Source organism: Actinomyces israelii, assembly GCF_030253495.1.
In the GTDB taxonomy this organism is placed as follows: Bacteria; Actinomycetota; Actinomycetes; order Actinomycetales; family Actinomycetaceae; genus Actinomyces; species Actinomyces israelii.
In genome coordinates this window covers 2,789,408-2,803,956 of sequence record NZ_CP124548.1, presented here as the reverse complement: position 1 = coordinate 2,803,956, position 14,549 = coordinate 2,789,408, and the positions used below count along the sequence as shown (strand labels likewise).

Below are 14,549 nucleotides of genomic sequence, written 5' to 3'. Positions count from 1 at the left end.
CCATCGCCGGCCGCCCCGGGAGGTCGGACGCGGCCCGTCTCACAGCCGCCGGAAGGAGTGGAGGAGCAGGTCGTCCCTGGCGGGGCCCGGCTCGCACAGCGCGCCGGCGGCCCGCTCGCGCAAGTGGTCCGGCGTGAGGACCCGCCAGGACAGGTGGGCGGTGCGCGTCTCCAGGACGGCGCCGTCGGCGGTCGAGATCGTCCAGCGCATGGTCCAGGCCATCGCTCCGCCCTCCGGGTCGGCCCGGCCCTCGGTGCGGTAGCGCAGATCGCCGACCGCCGTCGTCCCGAAGTCGGTCCAGGGCACGGGCACGGGCTCCAGCGGCCCCTGAAGGGCGATGACGACGGCGCCGCCCGGCACCAGGCGCTCGCGCACGAGCCCCCAGAAGCGGTCCTCGGCGGCCTCGTCGAGGTGCCCGAGCATGTTGAGGGCGGTCACAGCGCCCAGGCGGTCGGGCAGGAGGGGCTCGACGTCGTCCAGGGCGCCGCCCAGGACGGTTGTGCGCTCCGCCAGCCCGGGCACGGCGCAGACGGTCGCCATGAGCCCCGCCCGCATGGCCGCGCTCGGCTCGACGGCGTAGAGCGGTCCGCTCCCGAGCCGCGCCAGGTAGGGCAGGGCGCCGCCGGTTCCCGAGCCGAGGTCGAGGACGGGGGAGTCTGCCGCGGCCCCGGGCGCGCCGTCGAGCGGGCCGGGGCGCGGTCCGGCGAGCAGCTCCGCGAGGGCGGCCCCCATGGCCTCGGTCTGGGGAGCCGCCACCGTCGGGTAGATGTCGGCGGCGACGGAGTAGATGTCGGCGGTCCGGCTCATGGGTGCTCCTTGCTGCCCGCCGCCGCGGGAAGCTCGGCGGCCGGCGTGTCGTCGGGCTCCGAGACTACCGGCTAGGGTGGTCGCGTGCGTGTCGTCATTGCCAGCTGCTCCGTCGACTACTCCGGGCGCCTGGACGCCCACCTGCCCCGGGCCACCCGCCTCATTATGGTCAAGGCGGACGGGTCGGTCCTGGTCCACTCCGACGGCGGCTCCTACAAGCCGCTGAACTGGATGAGCCCGCCCGCCCGGCTCAGCGAGGCGGAGCCCGATGAGGAGGACCGCGAGGCCGGCGTCGTCTCCCGCTGGGAGGTGCGCGCCGCCAAGACCGACGACCGGCTCATCATCCGCGTCTTCGAGGTCCTCTCGGACACCAGCGCGGACCTCGGCGTGGACCCGGGCCTGACCAAGGACGGCGTCGAGGCCCACCTCCAGGAGCTCCTCGCCGAGCAGATCGAGGTCCTGGGGCCCGGCTGGCGGCTCGTGCGACGCGAGTACCCCACCGCCATCGGCCCGGTGGACATAATGGCCAGGGACGCCGACGGCGGCTCGGTGGCCGTCGAGCTCAAGCGCGTGGGCGGCATCGACGGCGTCGAGCAGCTGAGCCGCTACCTCGAGCTGCTCAACCGCGACCCGGTCCTGGCGCCGGTGAGCGGGGTGTTCGCCGCCCAGACCATCAAGCCGCAGGCCCGGGTGCTGGCCGAGGACCGCGGCATCCGCTGCGTGGTGCTGGACTACGACGCCATGCGCGGCATGGACGACCCCGGCTCCCGCCTCTTCTGATCCCTGCTGGGCCGGTTGTCCGACGAGTATTCAGCCCCGGGCGGCGGGATCGTCGTAATGGGCCGAGAACTCGGTGGGATCGCAAGGGTGAAAAGCCATCATTCCTGATGATTCTCCCGTTACCATTGGCTTGATCTTCAACCGTTCTTCCCAGGAGGATCACCATGCGTTCTCCCGCGCTGCGCTTGGCCGCCGTCGTCCTGGCCATCGGGTCCCTTGTTCTTTCCGGCTGCGGCACGAGCAGCCCCGGTGATGTCGCGAGCGCCGACAGTACTGCCAGCCACCCCTCAACCCGCACGATCGAGGACTCCCTCGGCACTATCACGGTGCCGTGGGAGGCCCAGCGCATCGCTACAACGGCTCCCGCTCAGACCACCGCGGTGCTCCTGCTCGGCGGCGTCGACAAGCTCGTCGCCATTGAGGACTCGACCGGGAAGAACGCGTGGATCCAGTCCAAGTACCCGCAGCTCGCCGACCTGCCCGTCGTCTTCTCGAACAACACCACGAATGTCGAGGAGCTGCTCAACGCCGAGCCCGACCTGGTCGCCTACGCCTCCCGGTACGGCGAGGACACCCGCAAGCAGCTCGAGGAGCTCGGCATCGCCTGCATCGGCGGCGTCGCCGTCGAGGACGAGGACTTCCTCAACCGCGTACGCGACAACCAGGTCCACTACGGCGAGGCCATCGGCGGCGCCCAGATGGAGAGCGCGACCAGCTACGGAACCGAGTTCGACGACATCCGCGCCGGCATCGAGGCCAAGACCAAGGACCTGCCCGAGGACAAGAAGCCAACCGTCGTCCAGCTCTCCGGTAACGGGGAGACCCTCCAGGCCAACAACGGCTCGGCCATTGGCCAGCAGCTCATCACCATGGCCGGGGGCGTTAACGCCGCGGAAGGTGTCACGGGTGAGTCGAAGGGCCCGTCGGGGCAGACCGCTATTGAGCCGGAGCAGCTCCTGGAGTGGGACCCGAGCATCCTTCTGGTGGACTCTCCGGAGATCCGCACCATGATCCAGAAGGACCAGGTCTTCTCCGACCTGCAGGCCGTGAAGAGCAACAAGATCTTCGTCATCCCCCGCGGCGCCATGGCCTGGGCCTACAACGGCCCCGAGGAGTACCTCGCCATGCAGTTCTTCGCCAAGGCGATCCAGCCCGAGCTCTTCGCCGACATCGACATGGAGACGGCTGCCCGGAACTTCTACTCCACCTACTTCGGCTTCGAGCTGACCGACGACGACATGCGCACCCTGTTCACCCTTGCCGATGGCGCGACGGTCGAGGATGTCTTCAAGCGCTGATCGGGCGGGAGCCGGCGTCGACCGCGCCGGTCGCCGCGGGCAGGCGCCGGGCCGGGCCGGGCGCCGGAGCCGCACCCTTCCTTTCAGCGTTGTCCTGGCGTCCTGCATCGCGGTGCTGCTCGCCTCCATCCTCGCGTCCTTCGTGATCGGCCGTTACTCGATGTCTCCCTGGGAGGCTGTGCGCATCCTGGCCTCCAAGGTCCTTCCGGTCGAGCAGACCTGGGGCGCGCTCGACGCCAAGGTCGTCTGGACGATCCGCTGGCCAAGAGTCCTCATGGCGGTGCTCGTCGGAGCGGCGCTGTCCTGCTCGGGCGCGGCCTACCAGGGGGTCTTCCGCAACCCCCTGGTCTCCCCGGACATCCTGGGGGTCTCCGCGGCCGCCTCCTTCGGCGCCGCCGTGGGGATCCTGACGCGTGACGCGCACTCGCCACTGGTACAGGTTCTCGCCTTCTCCTTCGGTCTGGGAGGAGTCGCCATCGCCTACTGGCTCGCCCGGGTCCGCGGTACTATCCCCAACGTCATGCTGATCCTGGCGGGGGTCGTCGTCGCCTCCCTGTTCAACGCGGGGGTCTCCATCACCAAGTACCTCGCGGACCCCTATGACGACCTCCCCGCCATCACATTCTGGCTCATGGGGTCGCTGGTCGGAATGCACTGGGAGAACCTGGCCTTCGCGGCGCCGGTCATCCTCATTGGAGCGGCAGGGCTCATGGCCGCTGCGTGGCGACTCAACCTGCTCACCATGGGCGACGACGAGGCGCGCTCCCTGGGCGTCAACACGCAGCGGCTCAAGACCATCGCGATCGTCTGCGCGACGGCCATGACCGCCACCGCCGTGTCCCAGTGCGGGGCGATCGGGTGGATCGGGCTCGTCATCCCCCATATGGCGCGGATGCTCGTCGGTCCGGACCATCGGAAGCTCCTGCCGACGGCGGCCGTCCTCGGCAGCACCTTCCTCTTGCTCATTGACGATCTCACCCGCTCGGCCTCCGAGACCTCTCTGCCGCTGTCGATCCCCATCGCGCTGATCGGCGCCCCCTTCTTCGCGCTCCTGCTGCGCCGCACGAAAGCGGAATGGGTCCAGTGAGCAGCGCCTCCTCCGCCGGCGCCCCGGTGGTCAGCGTCGAGCATGTGGCCTTCGGGTACGTGCCCGGGCGCCTCGTCCTGAAAGACGTGAGCTTCGAGCTCGCCGCGGGCGAGGTCCTCATGGTGCTGGGCGCGAACGGCTGCGGGAAGTCCACCCTGATGCGCCTCCTGCTCGGCCAGGCGAGACCAGGCGCCGGCCGCATCCGGCTCCTCGGCCGGGACGTGTCCGCGATGAGCCCGCGGGATCTTGCGCGCAGAGCCGCCATGGTCTTTCAGGACCACTCCGCGCCCTTCCCCTTCACCGTCGAGGACGTGGTCGCCATGGGGCGCACTCCGCATCTCGGGCCCCTTGGGAACCCGAGTCGCGAGGACCGGGCCATCTGCGCCGAGGCTCTTGATGCCGTCGGCCTGTCCCCCTTGGCGGCCGAGGCCTACACGCGCCTGTCGGGGGGTGAGCGGCAGATGGTTCTTATCGCCCGGGCCCTGGCCCAGGGCACCGAGCTGGTCATGATGGATGAGCCGACGAGTCACCTGGACTACAGGAACTCCACGATGGTGATCACGATGGCGCACCGGCTCGCTGTCCAGCAGGGCAAGGCGGTCATTATGATCACGCACAGCCCTGATCAGGCTCTCTACTTCCCGTCGAAAGCGGCGCTTATGCGCGATGGGGGGTTCCTCGCCTACGGGGCCGGTCATGAGGTCCTCACGGAGGCCAACCTCTCCGAGGTCTACGGAATGAGGATCCAGCTGGTGCGCAGTGTCGACAAGGCCGGTCGCGAGTCCGTCATGTGCCGTCCGGTGCTCGACGAGCTGTGAAGGGCGTCCGGCCTCGGGTCGGCCTGTAGGGTGGGGCGGTCCCCGCCGCAAGGAGCCGTCCATGAGCCAGAGACCCGCGAGGTCCGGTGTCCCCCTGCCCCGGGAGGCCTCGCTGCTGCGGATCGTCGCCCACGGGCTGGTCGGGGCCACCGCCGCGCCGACGCCCGTGGAGGCCGTGCGCCGTCAGCTCGCCGTCCAGGGCCAGCAGGTCTCCGCGGTGCCGCACGCCCTGATCGTGCGCGCCCGCGGCGCCGTGGGCAGTGACGTGGGGGCTGCCTTCGCGCGCGGCGACCTGGTGCGCTCCTGGCCCATGCGCGGCACCGTCCACATCACCGCCGCCGCGGACCACCACTGGCTGCGCGTGGCCCTCATGCACCGCATGGACGCCTGGACGCGGCGCAGTGAGGCCGAGCACGGCGTCGACGAGGCCCTGTGCGGGCGCGCCGCCGAGGTCGCCCTGAGCGTGATCGGGCGGCGCGGGCCGCTGCCGCGGGCCGAGCTGCTGGCTGCCTGGCAGGAGGCCGGGCTCATGGAGGCCTTCCGCGGCGAGAACGTCTCGGCCTACCGGCGCCGCCATCTTCTTGTGCGCCTGCAGCGCGACGGGGTCCTGGTCCAGGGGCCGCACCGCGGCAACGAGCACCTGGTGGTCGACGCCGGCCCCCTGCCCGACGCCGACAGCGGGCCGGCCGGGCCCGGGGTCGGGCGGGGCCGCCCGGGCCACGCGGCGGCCCTGGCCGAGATCGCCCGCCGCTACGCCACCAGCCACGGGCCCGTCAGCGCCGACAACCTGGCCCGCTGGACCACCCTGCCCAAGCGGGAGGCCGCCCGGGCGCTGGAGGACGCCCTGGAGGAGACCGGCGGGGAGGGCTACGACGCCGATGCCGAGGCGGCCCGGGTGCCCCTGGTGCGCGCCGTCACCGAGGGCGGCCTGCGGGGACGGCTGCGCGTCCTGGGCGCGGGGGAGCCGGCGCCGCGCACGAGCGCGCTCTACATGCGCGCCGATCTGCCCGATCTGCTCGACGCCGGCCGCAGACAGGCCCTGGCAGCCCGCTTCCTCCCGTCCTTCGACGAGCTCCACGTGGGCTACAAGGACCGCAGCTGCCTGACCGGCGCCTCCGGCGAGCGGCTCATCTGCCCGGCCTCCAACGGCATGTTCCGCCCTCTCCTGGTCGACCGGGGACGCGTGGTGGGCGTGCGGCCCGTGGGGGAGGGCCTGCTGTGGCTGGGCGGGACCGCGCCCTCGGCCCGGGCCGAGCGCGACGTGGCCCGGGCGGTGAGGACCGTCGAGAAGCGCCTGGCGCAGTAGGAGCGCAGCAGGGGCGCACCCCCGGCATGACCGGCACGAGGCCTCCCGCCCGCCATAGTCTGCTGATACTCCGTGCTGCCCCGGTGCGCCCGGCACGAGCCCCTGCGAGACCGGACCACGTTCCGTCACCAACGGCGTCGGGGAGCTCGGGTCGTGCTCGCGCGTGCGCGGCCGGAGTGACCCAGATGCGCGGACCGCCTCGGCTGTACGGACCGCCTCGGTCTCTTCTGCGAATGAGTTTGCAACCCAAATCAGAAGAGGTGCTCTTGCTCCGGCAGTTTGTTATACAAACTGGTTTGTTTCTGCGAAAGGGTGAGGCTGTGGACGACATGCTGAAGCGGGATCGAGAGCGGGGAGCGCCGTCGACGGGCGGCAGCAGAATCGGTGACGTCGCCTCCGCCGCGCGGCGTGTGATGGAGTGGGAGGGGGCGTCCAAGCGGTACCCGGGCGCAGAGGCGCCCGCCCTGGACGACGTGTCCTTCTCGGTGGCCCCCGGCGAGATCGTCGTCCTCGTGGGCCCCAACGGCTCGGGCAAGACCACCGCCATGGAGATGGTCTCCGGCCTGCGCTCGCCCACCGCGGGCGAGGTCCGCGTCGCCGGCCGGCGGGTGCGGCCGTCGGGGGAGCAGCGGATGGTCATCGGCGTCCAGCTCCAGGAGGCGGGCCTGCCCCAGCGGCTCAAGGTCAAGGAGGCCATCAGTGCCGCCGCGTGCCTGTACGACGACCCCGGGCCGGTGGCCGAGATCGTCGCACAGCTCGGTCTGGATGCCTACGTGGACTCTCCGGTCGGCTCCCTGTCGGGCGGATGGGCCAGGCGGCTGGACGTCGTCCTGGCCTGCATCGGGCGTCCCCGCGCCCTGGTCCTCGATGAGCCGACCAGCGGGATCGACCCGGTCGCGCGCGCCGAGCTGTGGGAGTTCCTCCGGCGCCGACGCCATGAGGGCGTCGCGGTCCTGGCCTCGACGCACGACCTGAGCGAGGCGGAGGCCTACGCCGACAGGCTGCTGGTGCTCAACCGGGGCCGGCTCGTGCTCCAGGGACCGGTCGAGGATGTGCTGGGACTCGCCGGCGGCCGGTGGAGACTGCGCCTCATCGGGGTCGCCCCCGACGTCGACGCCTGGGCGCGGCGCCACGACGTCGAACTCATTGGAACCGGGGACACCCGCCTCCTGGTGGGCTCCAGGGACAAGGTCGTGCGGGTCGGCGAGCGGGTCGAGGCGGCCCGCGAGCGCGGCGGGCTGGGGTGCCAGGACGTGCTGCGCGGACCGATCCGCCTGGAGGACGTCTTCACCTACGCGGTGACGGTCGGCGCGGCCAGTGCGGTCGGTACCGCTGGGGCCGCCGCGACCAGTGCAGAGGGGAGGGCGGCACGATGAGCCGCTCCATGAACCGGAACGAGCGGACGCGGACGGCGGTATCCGATCGCGCCCGCCCCGCGCCCTGGTGGCGGATCCTGCCCGTGTGGGCGCGTCAGGAGCTCGTCCTGCTCCTGCGCGAGCCCGTCGCGGTGTTCTTCTCCCTGGCGTTCCCGGTGATCATGTACGTCTTCATCGGCATCCCCCACGGCTCCACCGAGATCGGCCCCGGAGTGCACTTCATCGACGCCATGTTCTCCGCTCTTGTCCTCACCGTGGTGGCCAACCTCCTGCTCATGGGCCTGCCGATCTACCTCGCCGAGCTGCGCAGCCACGGCGTGGACCGCCGCTACGCCGTCGTGCCTCTGCCGAGCCGGCTGTTCGCCGCGGCCGTCCTGGCCTCCACCCTGGTCCTGGCGGCCGGCGCCTCGACGATCATCATCCTGGTGGTCGGGCTGCACGACGGCCTGCGGGCGAGCCTGTGGAGCCCCGTCTACCTCCTGCTCCTGCTCGGCTCGGTCCTGTGGCTGTCGGCGCTGGGCTTCCTCATCGGGACGCTGCGCGTCTCCACCCGCACCACCCAGGCCCTGTCCGCCGCGGTCTTCCTTCATCATGTTCTTCGGCTCGGGCGGGGCCGCTCCCCTGGACGCCCTGCCCGAGGTCCTCTAGAAGATCCTGGAGTGGAACCCGCTCAAGCAGTGGCTCGACGTCATGATCGGCGTCTACACGGGCACCGGGGTGAGCCGCGTCGAGTGGCTGCGGCTGCTCCTGGCCCTGCCCGTGACCGGGATCTGCACCCTGGGCGGCCTGCGGCTGTGGAGGCGGAGGAGCTGATGAGCGTGCCGTCCCAGCCGTCCCGGGCCGGCGCCGGCCGGCTGTCGTGCGCGCCGGGGGGGCCGCGAGAAGCCGAGCCAAGCGGCCGTGAGCCGAGGCCGTCGAGGTCGGGGACCTCGGCGGATGTCAGATGTCTGGGGCTACACTGCGGGGCATGAGCAGTGTTGCCGAGGCCCTGCGCGGGCGAGTCGTCACCCCCTTCACCATTATCGAGGACGGCCTGGTCGTCGTCGCCGAGAGGCACATTGCGTGGGTGGGGGCCGCGGCCGAGGCCGGGCGGGCCGGCTGGGACGACCTGCTGGCCGGCGCCGTCGTCGCCCCCGAGGGCGGATACCTGCTGCCCGGCCTCGTCGACGTCCACTGCCACGGCGGCGGCGGGGAGTCCTTCCCCAACGCCGAGAGCGCTGACCAGGCCATGGTCTCCGTCCTGGAGCACCGCCGCCACGGCACCACGAGCCTGGTCGCCTCCTGCGTGACCGCGGCCGCCGACGTCCTGAGGGCCCGCACGCGCGTCCTGGCCGACCTGTGCGACGCGGGCGAGCTCGCCGGCATCCACTTCGAGGGCCCCTTCGTCTCGGTCGAGCGCTGCGGGGCCCAGGACCCCACCTACATCATCGACCCCGACGCGGCGCTGACCCGCGAGCTCATCGAGCTCGGCCGCGGGCACGTCGTCACCATGACGATCGCCCCGGAGAAGCCCGGCATCACCGGCGACGGCGGCGTCGTGGCCGCGCTGGTCGACGGCGGCGCCCTGCCCTCCTTCGGGCACACCGACTCCGAGGCGGCCCCCGTGCGCGCCGGCCTGGCCGACGCCTCGGCCCGCATCGCGGCGCGCCTGCGGGCCGGCAGGCCGGTGCGCTCGGCCCGCCCTACCGCCACCCACCTGTTCAACGGCATGCGGCCCATGCACCATCGCGCCCCCGGGCCCGTCCCCGAGCTCCTCGCCGCCGCCCGGCGGGGCGAGTGCGTCGTGGAGATGATCGGCGACGGCGTCCACCTGGCCCCGGCGATCGTCCTCGACGTGTTCGAGACCCTCGGGCGGGAGAGCGTGGTCCTGGTGACCGACGCCATGGCGGCCGCCGGCATGCCCGACGGCGACTACGTGCTCGGGCCCGCCGCGGTCACGGTGGCCGACGGGGTGGCCCGCCTGAGGGACGGCGGCGCGATCGCCGGGGGCACCGCGCACCTCATCGACGTCGTGCGCACCACCTGGCGCGGCGGGGTCGACCTGGTCGATGCCGTCTACGCCGCGTCCTGCCAGGGCGCCGAGATCCTGGGCGACCGCTCGATCGGGGCCCTGGAGCCCGGCAGGTGGGCGGACCTGGTGGTCGCCGACGCCGAGCTCGCGCCCGTGCGCGTCCTGCGCCGCGGCGAGGCCGTGGCCTCCTCCCTCTGACGCCGAGATCGGTCGTATTCCGCGTCGAGATCGGTCCGGTTCCGGCTCGTAGGAGGCGGCTGCGCCTCAGCCCCCTGTGACGACGCGCAGGCGGGCGATCAGCTCCTCGAAGTCTCCTCGAAGTCGGCCTCCGGGTGGCCCGCCGTGTCCGACAGGGCGAAGCAGCGGTCCGCGACCGGGCGCACCGCTGGCTGGGAGAGCGATCATCCTGCGCAACCTTGAATCAGACGGCGCCCCCGGGCCCCGCCGCCCCCGCCTTCCGCGCGGATTGCAGGCCACGTCAGTCGGGCTGCCGTCACTTGGCGCCGGTGACCACCAGGCCCTCGGCGCGCAGAAGGTCGTAGGTCCTGGTGATGGATGGTGGCCGGGGTGACGGCGAAGGCCGATGCGAGGGCGCGCACGGAGACGAGGCAGCCGCCGGGGCGCGGCTCGAGTCGGGCGGAAGCCCTCGACGACGCCGTTGCGGGTCTGCTGGTAGATCGGGACGGGAGAGCAGGGGTCGTGATGTCCATATGTCCATGACGGTGCGCTCCCCTCCGCATCTCTGCCGTCCCTGTATGGGCGGATAGCGGCACAGATGGGATGGCGGTGCGGGTGCCGCGGGGCGCCTCAGCCCTCCAGACCGAGCAGGCGGCGGGAGTAGACGGCCTGGCCGGAGTGCTGGGCGGCGTCGTCGATGATCGAGGCCAGGCGCGAGCCGCGGGTGACCGGCGGCTGCCAGGAGCGGTCGATGATCTCGGCGAGGGCCGCCGGCTTCAGACTGGTCAGGTAGTCGCGGATGAGCGCGTAGGCGGCGTCGAGGTAGTCGGTGAGGACGGCAAGGCTGCTCACGCGCACCAGGGCGGCCTGCTCGGGCGTGTGGCGCCAGTCCTCGGTGTTGTCGGGCAGCGGCAGGGCGAAGCGCTCCTTGAAGCCGGTCGAGGTCCACAGCGGCTCGACGCCGGCAAGGGCCGAGACCTGCAGGTCGATCTCCCGGGCCGCGTGCCAGGCGAGCCAGGTCAGGGAGTCGATGCGCGGCGCCGTCTCCGGGGCGGGGCGCGTGTTGGCCTGCTCGAGGGTGACGCCGTCCAGGGCGCGGTCGAAGCGCTCGCGGGAGCGGTCCAAAGAGGCGGTCAGGAGGTCCGCGTAGGGGGTGGAGTCTGCGGGGCGGCCGGTGTTATCGCTCATGCCCTCACCGTATGCCGCTTGTGCTGGTGCGGGTAGGGTCCCGCCCGGGCCGTGCGCGCGCACCGTCTGCGCCGCGAGGTCCCGCTCGATGCGGGCCACCAGGTCCCCGTCGGCCACCACCTGACTCAGATGCTCGGCCGTGTCGTAGGAGTAGCCCAGCACCTGCCCCGTCCCGACGACACACCAGACGCCCGGCAGCCCCGCGCGCTCGCCCCGAAGAACACCTTCGCGGCCCTCACCGCCATATCTCGTGAGTTCTGTAAATGACTACACTTTTGTTCGGCGTTGATCGTATAGCGATCTGGAGATGGTGCATGTGCGGGCTTCAACACTCAGGAACAGAGGCTGTCCATGCATGACGAGTCTGATGAGCCCTCCGTCGCGCAAGGAGTCCAGTCTCACACGTAGTGGTTCGAATGGTTCTGGTGGTCCGTGCCACTCCAGCCGTTCTATGTCGTCGACGTCGAGCTGTATGCGTCTCGTTGCAAGTTGCTTCGCGCAAATACGGGAAAGATGATGGTCGTCACCCCGGTCGAGCGAGATGCCGACTTGAATGAATCCCACGCCCGCGGAGAAAAGCAGATAGTCGAGAACCGCGGGGGTCTTGGCGAAGGCTCTGATACTCAAGCGCGGCAGAACGGTGGACATCGTGTCTTCTCCCAAATTTTCAGGTCCTTAAAATGTATGTCGTGCGTGATCTACTATTCAAGCCAGTGAGGCGAGCAGCCGACAACGTCAATAGAGTTACATGCGATCATCAGCTAAAGGCTGCTCTGCCTGAGGCATATCCTGCACCCCGCATTCGAGGCCTCTCTTATTAGAGCGACATCTGAATTGAGACCTTGTGCAACACGCGAACTCTGGCTGGAATTAAACAAGATCGGTGCGTGGCGGTGTGATTGGGAGGTGCTCGAAGTCGTAGTCGAAGGTGCGGTTGGTGATGTAGGCGGTGAAGGCCGCGAAGGTGTTCTCCGGGGTGTCGCGCTGGAGGTTGGCGATATTGTTCTTGGCGGCGTTCCACACGTGTTCTGTGGGATTGTGGTCGGGGGCGTAGGGGGGCATGTAGATGGGCGTGATGCGCTCCAGAGCCTGACCAGGTGCATAAAGATCGTTCAAGGCCTTGGCGTGGTGGAACCTGGCGTTGTCCAGGACCACCGCGATCTTCTTCCCCTCATCGGTCTCGCGCGCCAGGCGACCCATCATGAGGGTGATCTGCTCGGCGTTCTGGTTTCCCTGAATCGGGTAGATCCTCATTTTCTTGGTCGTCAGGCTCAGCGCCCCGAAGAACGACTGGCTCGCCTTCTTGCGGTCCACGTACAGCTTTGTTCTCTTTCCCTTGGGAAGCCACATGCGCCGGGTCTCGGCCTCGTGCTCGACGCGGACCTCGTCGACGGTGTAGACCTCCCAGCCTTCTTTCAGCAGATCGGCGACCTGGTCCCGGATCTCGGCCATCCGCCTGGTGATGGCCTTCTCGTCGCGGCGCTTGTCGAACGGGTCGGGGAGCTTGAAGCTCATGCCCAGAAAGCGCATGAGCAGCCGGTAGGAGGACTCGGACCTGTACTCGACGCCGAACTTGATGGACACGACGTCCTTAAGGGCCGGGACGTCCCAGAAGCCGGCCTTGACGCCTGCCTCCGACGGCGGTCTACTGAGAATCTCCTCCAGCTCCTTCTTCTGCGCCCGCTTGAGCTTTGCCGCGTTCTCGTTGCCGGCGTGACCGGTTACCACGGAGCCCAGCCTGGTCTGCCGCCATTCCGACAGCCACTCACGTACCGTCCCCTCGGCCCGCTCGACCATCTCCGCGATAATATCCAGGCCGACGCCGCGCCAGGCGTACAGAATCGCCTCCGCCTTCATTCTCACAAGCCTGTAGGTGTCCGAGCGCTTCTTCCACCTGATAAGGATGTCCCGTTCCTCGTTCGTCATGTCGATCTGCATGAGACTATCTTATACGAGGTGCTCCGCAGACGCCAACCAGGAATCTCGCAGCGGCTGTCCCAGAATGTCATTTTGTTTAATTCCAGCCATACCGCTGGTGGTGGTGAGGCGCAGGGTGGGTACGTCGTGGTGGACGAAGACCTGCTCGACGGTGGCGGGCACCGTCTGCCCGGTGGCGGGGTCCCAGGAGGCGACGGCGCCGCACCGCAGGAGATGACGCCCCGGCAGCCATCGGAGGCAAAGGATCACGCAGTCATCCCCGCAACGACCCAGCAGACGATTGAGGTGCCTGGTGTTTCTTGGGCAGTGGTGGGAAGAGTGCTGTTTTGAGAGATGGGGGTGGGATCTGGTTGTGTCGGCACAGGGGCTCGGTAGTGGGCTCGGGGGGCGGGTGGTCCTTGGTGTCGTGGGTGAGGGGGCTGGACTGTCGTGGGGGTGGCGGGGTCCTGTGGGCTGGTTCCTTGAGGTGGTGGGGGCTGGGTCAGGGGATGGTTGGAAGGGTCCGCCCGGAGTCCGTGGGCTCCGAGGTCGGTGCGGGGCGGTCGGCTGGGGGCAGGTGGCTGCGCGCCTGGCTGGGAAGGGCCAGGATGGGGGGCGGGTCCTGGGGGGAAGTGGTTTCCTTCCTTCGCCCGGAGGGTCCCGGTAGGCGCCGGGTAGGCGCTGTGTCCACTGCGGTGGGCAGGCGGCTGGCTGGTCGTCATTGGTGTGCCGCTTGTCTGAGAGTATCCAGGTCCGGGTCGGGGTGCTGCGCCTGGGCGAGCGGGGGGGCGGCCGTCAGGGTCCGCACGACGCGGGTAAGGGGGCTTGGCGCCTTGGTCGAGTGGGTCCTCAACGGCTCCTGCGCCACCCTGCGGGTACCGAAGGGTCCACGCCGCCGGGGTTCGCAGAGGCTGTTGAGGCGCCTCCCCAGGGGGCGGTGCGCTCCCGCCCGTGCGCTCGGGGCCCGTCAGGCCGCGGCCACGCCGAGAGGTCCCGGCGCCACCGCCCCCCCGGGCCGCTGGGCCCGGGCTCGCGTCCCGACCTGGTCCGGGCGCGGGCTCCCGCCGCCGGCCAGCCGGGGGAGCAGGTGGGTGGGCGGCATCCACCTGTACACCCGCACCCGGGGAGGTGCTCGATCTGCCTGGCGACCGCCCCCGGGCTGCTGCACGAGGAAAGCGGTCGGGTGCGCCACTGGGGCGACCGCGCGCGGCACCGGCCCCTGGTGTGCGAGGCGATCGATATGGCGGCCCGCAGGTGCCCGTACACAAGAAGAGAGACGATTTTCCACTCGGACCGGGGGTGCCAGTACGCCTCCGAGCAGCTCTCCCAGCGTCTGGGGAGATATGAGATCATCGCTTCCACGGGCATGACCGGGGCGCGCTGGGCGGGCGCCCGGGCGCGACCCTGAAGGAACGAGAGGGCCTACCAGATGGTGTATCCCGCAAGAAGCAAGGCCGTCCGGGATGCTGCCTCCCAGGTCGAGCCCGGTACACACGATCAGAGACAGCTCCACTCCGCCCCGGGGCACAGGACGCAGGGCGAGGCCGACCAGGACCACCGAGCATCAGGACAAGCAGCCCGAGACACCACTTTCAGAGCTGTCCGAGACACGCCCGGCAGCCCACTCAGCCGCCCCCACTCCCAGTCGCCACTGGCTTACAGGCGTCCGAACGCCTCCTCCGCCGATGAGGACGTCCCGCCCCTCACCCGTCATATCGATTCGCACGAGCATATACGCGATACCCCGCAAACACCAACCAGGAGTCCCGCAGCGGCTGCCCCAG

The 14,549-nt window shown here is 70.3% G+C and carries 12 protein-coding genes; 8 read left to right on the top strand and 4 right to left on the bottom strand.

Annotated features, from left to right (window positions below; translation table 11 throughout):
- Positions 1 to 39 precede the first annotated feature (39 nt).
- A complete protein-coding gene (locus AIF0345_RS11680) occupies positions 40 to 807 on the bottom strand; it encodes a class I SAM-dependent methyltransferase (protein WP_285296242.1) in 768 nt (255 codons plus the stop codon).
- An 84-nt stretch (positions 808 to 891) separates the two neighbouring features.
- Here AIF0345_RS11680 and nucS point away from each other — a divergent pair, with 84 nt between their 5' ends.
- The 8 genes from nucS to AIF0345_RS11640 all read left to right on the top strand — a co-directional run bounded on the left by nucS (position 892) and on the right by AIF0345_RS11640 (position 9,681).
- Positions 892 to 1,587 carry an endonuclease NucS gene (nucS, locus tag AIF0345_RS11675; protein WP_043560382.1) on the top strand — a complete coding sequence of 232 codons (696 nt, stop codon included), beginning with the start codon at positions 892 to 894 and terminating at the stop codon, positions 1,585 to 1,587.
- Positions 1,588 to 1,751: 164 nt separating this feature from the next.
- Positions 1,752 to 2,885: an ABC transporter substrate-binding protein gene (locus AIF0345_RS11670; RefSeq protein ID WP_285296241.1), complete on the top strand. Its 1,134-nt coding sequence runs from the start codon at positions 1,752 to 1,754 to the stop codon at positions 2,883 to 2,885.
- Entirely contained in the window at positions 2,869 to 3,972 is a 1,104-nt protein-coding gene (locus AIF0345_RS11665) for a FecCD family ABC transporter permease (protein WP_285296240.1), read from the top strand. Before AIF0345_RS11670 ends, AIF0345_RS11665 begins: the two co-directional genes overlap by 17 nt.
- Entirely contained in the window at positions 3,969 to 4,790 is an 822-nt protein-coding gene (locus AIF0345_RS11660) for an ABC transporter ATP-binding protein (protein ID WP_268916963.1), read from the top strand. Before AIF0345_RS11665 ends, AIF0345_RS11660 begins: the two co-directional genes overlap by 4 nt.
- A 61-nt stretch (positions 4,791 to 4,851) precedes the next feature.
- Positions 4,852 to 6,096, top strand: a complete 1,245-nt coding sequence (locus AIF0345_RS11655; RefSeq protein ID WP_285296239.1) for a DNA glycosylase AlkZ-like family protein — start codon at positions 4,852 to 4,854, stop codon at positions 6,094 to 6,096.
- Between the two features lie 329 nt (positions 6,097 to 6,425).
- Positions 6,426 to 7,472 carry an ABC transporter ATP-binding protein gene (locus tag AIF0345_RS11650; RefSeq protein ID WP_285297938.1) on the top strand — a complete coding sequence of 349 codons (1,047 nt, stop codon included), beginning with the start codon at positions 6,426 to 6,428 and terminating at the stop codon, positions 7,470 to 7,472.
- A gap of 8 nt (positions 7,473 to 7,480) precedes the next feature.
- A complete protein-coding gene (locus tag AIF0345_RS11645; RefSeq protein WP_285296238.1) occupies positions 7,481 to 8,443 on the top strand; it encodes a hypothetical protein in 963 nt (320 codons plus the stop codon).
- Complete coding sequence (locus tag AIF0345_RS11640; protein ID WP_285296237.1) at positions 8,440 to 9,681, top strand: N-acetylglucosamine-6-phosphate deacetylase; 1,242 nt, start codon at positions 8,440 to 8,442, stop codon at positions 9,679 to 9,681. Before AIF0345_RS11645 ends, AIF0345_RS11640 begins: the two co-directional genes overlap by 4 nt.
- Positions 9,682 to 10,290: 609 nt before the next feature.
- On the opposite strand, the gene AIF0345_RS11635 is transcribed toward AIF0345_RS11640, so the two are convergent.
- The 3 genes from AIF0345_RS11635 to AIF0345_RS11625 all read right to left on the bottom strand — a co-directional run bounded on the left by AIF0345_RS11635 (position 10,291) and on the right by AIF0345_RS11625 (position 13,035).
- Entirely contained in the window at positions 10,291 to 10,848 is a 558-nt protein-coding gene (locus tag AIF0345_RS11635; RefSeq protein WP_285296236.1) for a mycothiol transferase, read from the bottom strand.
- Positions 10,849 to 11,718: 870 nt separating this feature from the next.
- Complete coding sequence (locus AIF0345_RS11630; RefSeq protein ID WP_285296235.1) at positions 11,719 to 12,786, bottom strand: IS630 family transposase; 1,068 nt, start codon at positions 12,784 to 12,786, stop codon at positions 11,719 to 11,721.
- 9 nt (positions 12,787 to 12,795) lie between these two features.
- Positions 12,796 to 13,035, bottom strand: a complete 240-nt coding sequence (locus tag AIF0345_RS11625) for a hypothetical protein (protein ID WP_285296234.1) — start codon at positions 13,033 to 13,035, stop codon at positions 12,796 to 12,798.
- Positions 13,036 to 14,549: the final 1,514 nt, after the last annotated feature.

Coding starts and splice junctions, on each gene's coding strand:
- AIF0345_RS11670 (WP_285296241.1), top strand. CDS start 1,752: ATGCGTTCTCCCGCGCTGCGCTTGGCCGCCGTCGTCCTGGCCATCGGG.
- AIF0345_RS11655 (WP_285296239.1), top strand. CDS start 4,852: ATGAGCCAGAGACCCGCGAGGTCCGGTGTCCCCCTGCCCCGGGAGGCC.
- AIF0345_RS11665 (WP_285296240.1), top strand. CDS start 2,869: ATGTCTTCAAGCGCTGATCGGGCGGGAGCCGGCGTCGACCGCGCCGGT.
- AIF0345_RS11650 (WP_285297938.1), top strand. CDS start 6,426: ATGCTGAAGCGGGATCGAGAGCGGGGAGCGCCGTCGACGGGCGGCAGC.
- AIF0345_RS11635 (WP_285296236.1), bottom strand. CDS start 10,848: ATGAGCGATAACACCGGCCGCCCCGCAGACTCCACCCCCTACGCGGAC.
- AIF0345_RS11640 (WP_285296237.1), top strand. CDS start 8,440: ATGAGCAGTGTTGCCGAGGCCCTGCGCGGGCGAGTCGTCACCCCCTTC.
- AIF0345_RS11645 (WP_285296238.1), top strand. CDS start 7,481: ATGAACCGGAACGAGCGGACGCGGACGGCGGTATCCGATCGCGCCCGC.
- AIF0345_RS11630 (WP_285296235.1), bottom strand. CDS start 12,786: ATGCAGATCGACATGACGAACGAGGAACGGGACATCCTTATCAGGTGG.
- AIF0345_RS11680 (WP_285296242.1), bottom strand. CDS start 807: ATGAGCCGGACCGCCGACATCTACTCCGTCGCCGCCGACATCTACCCG.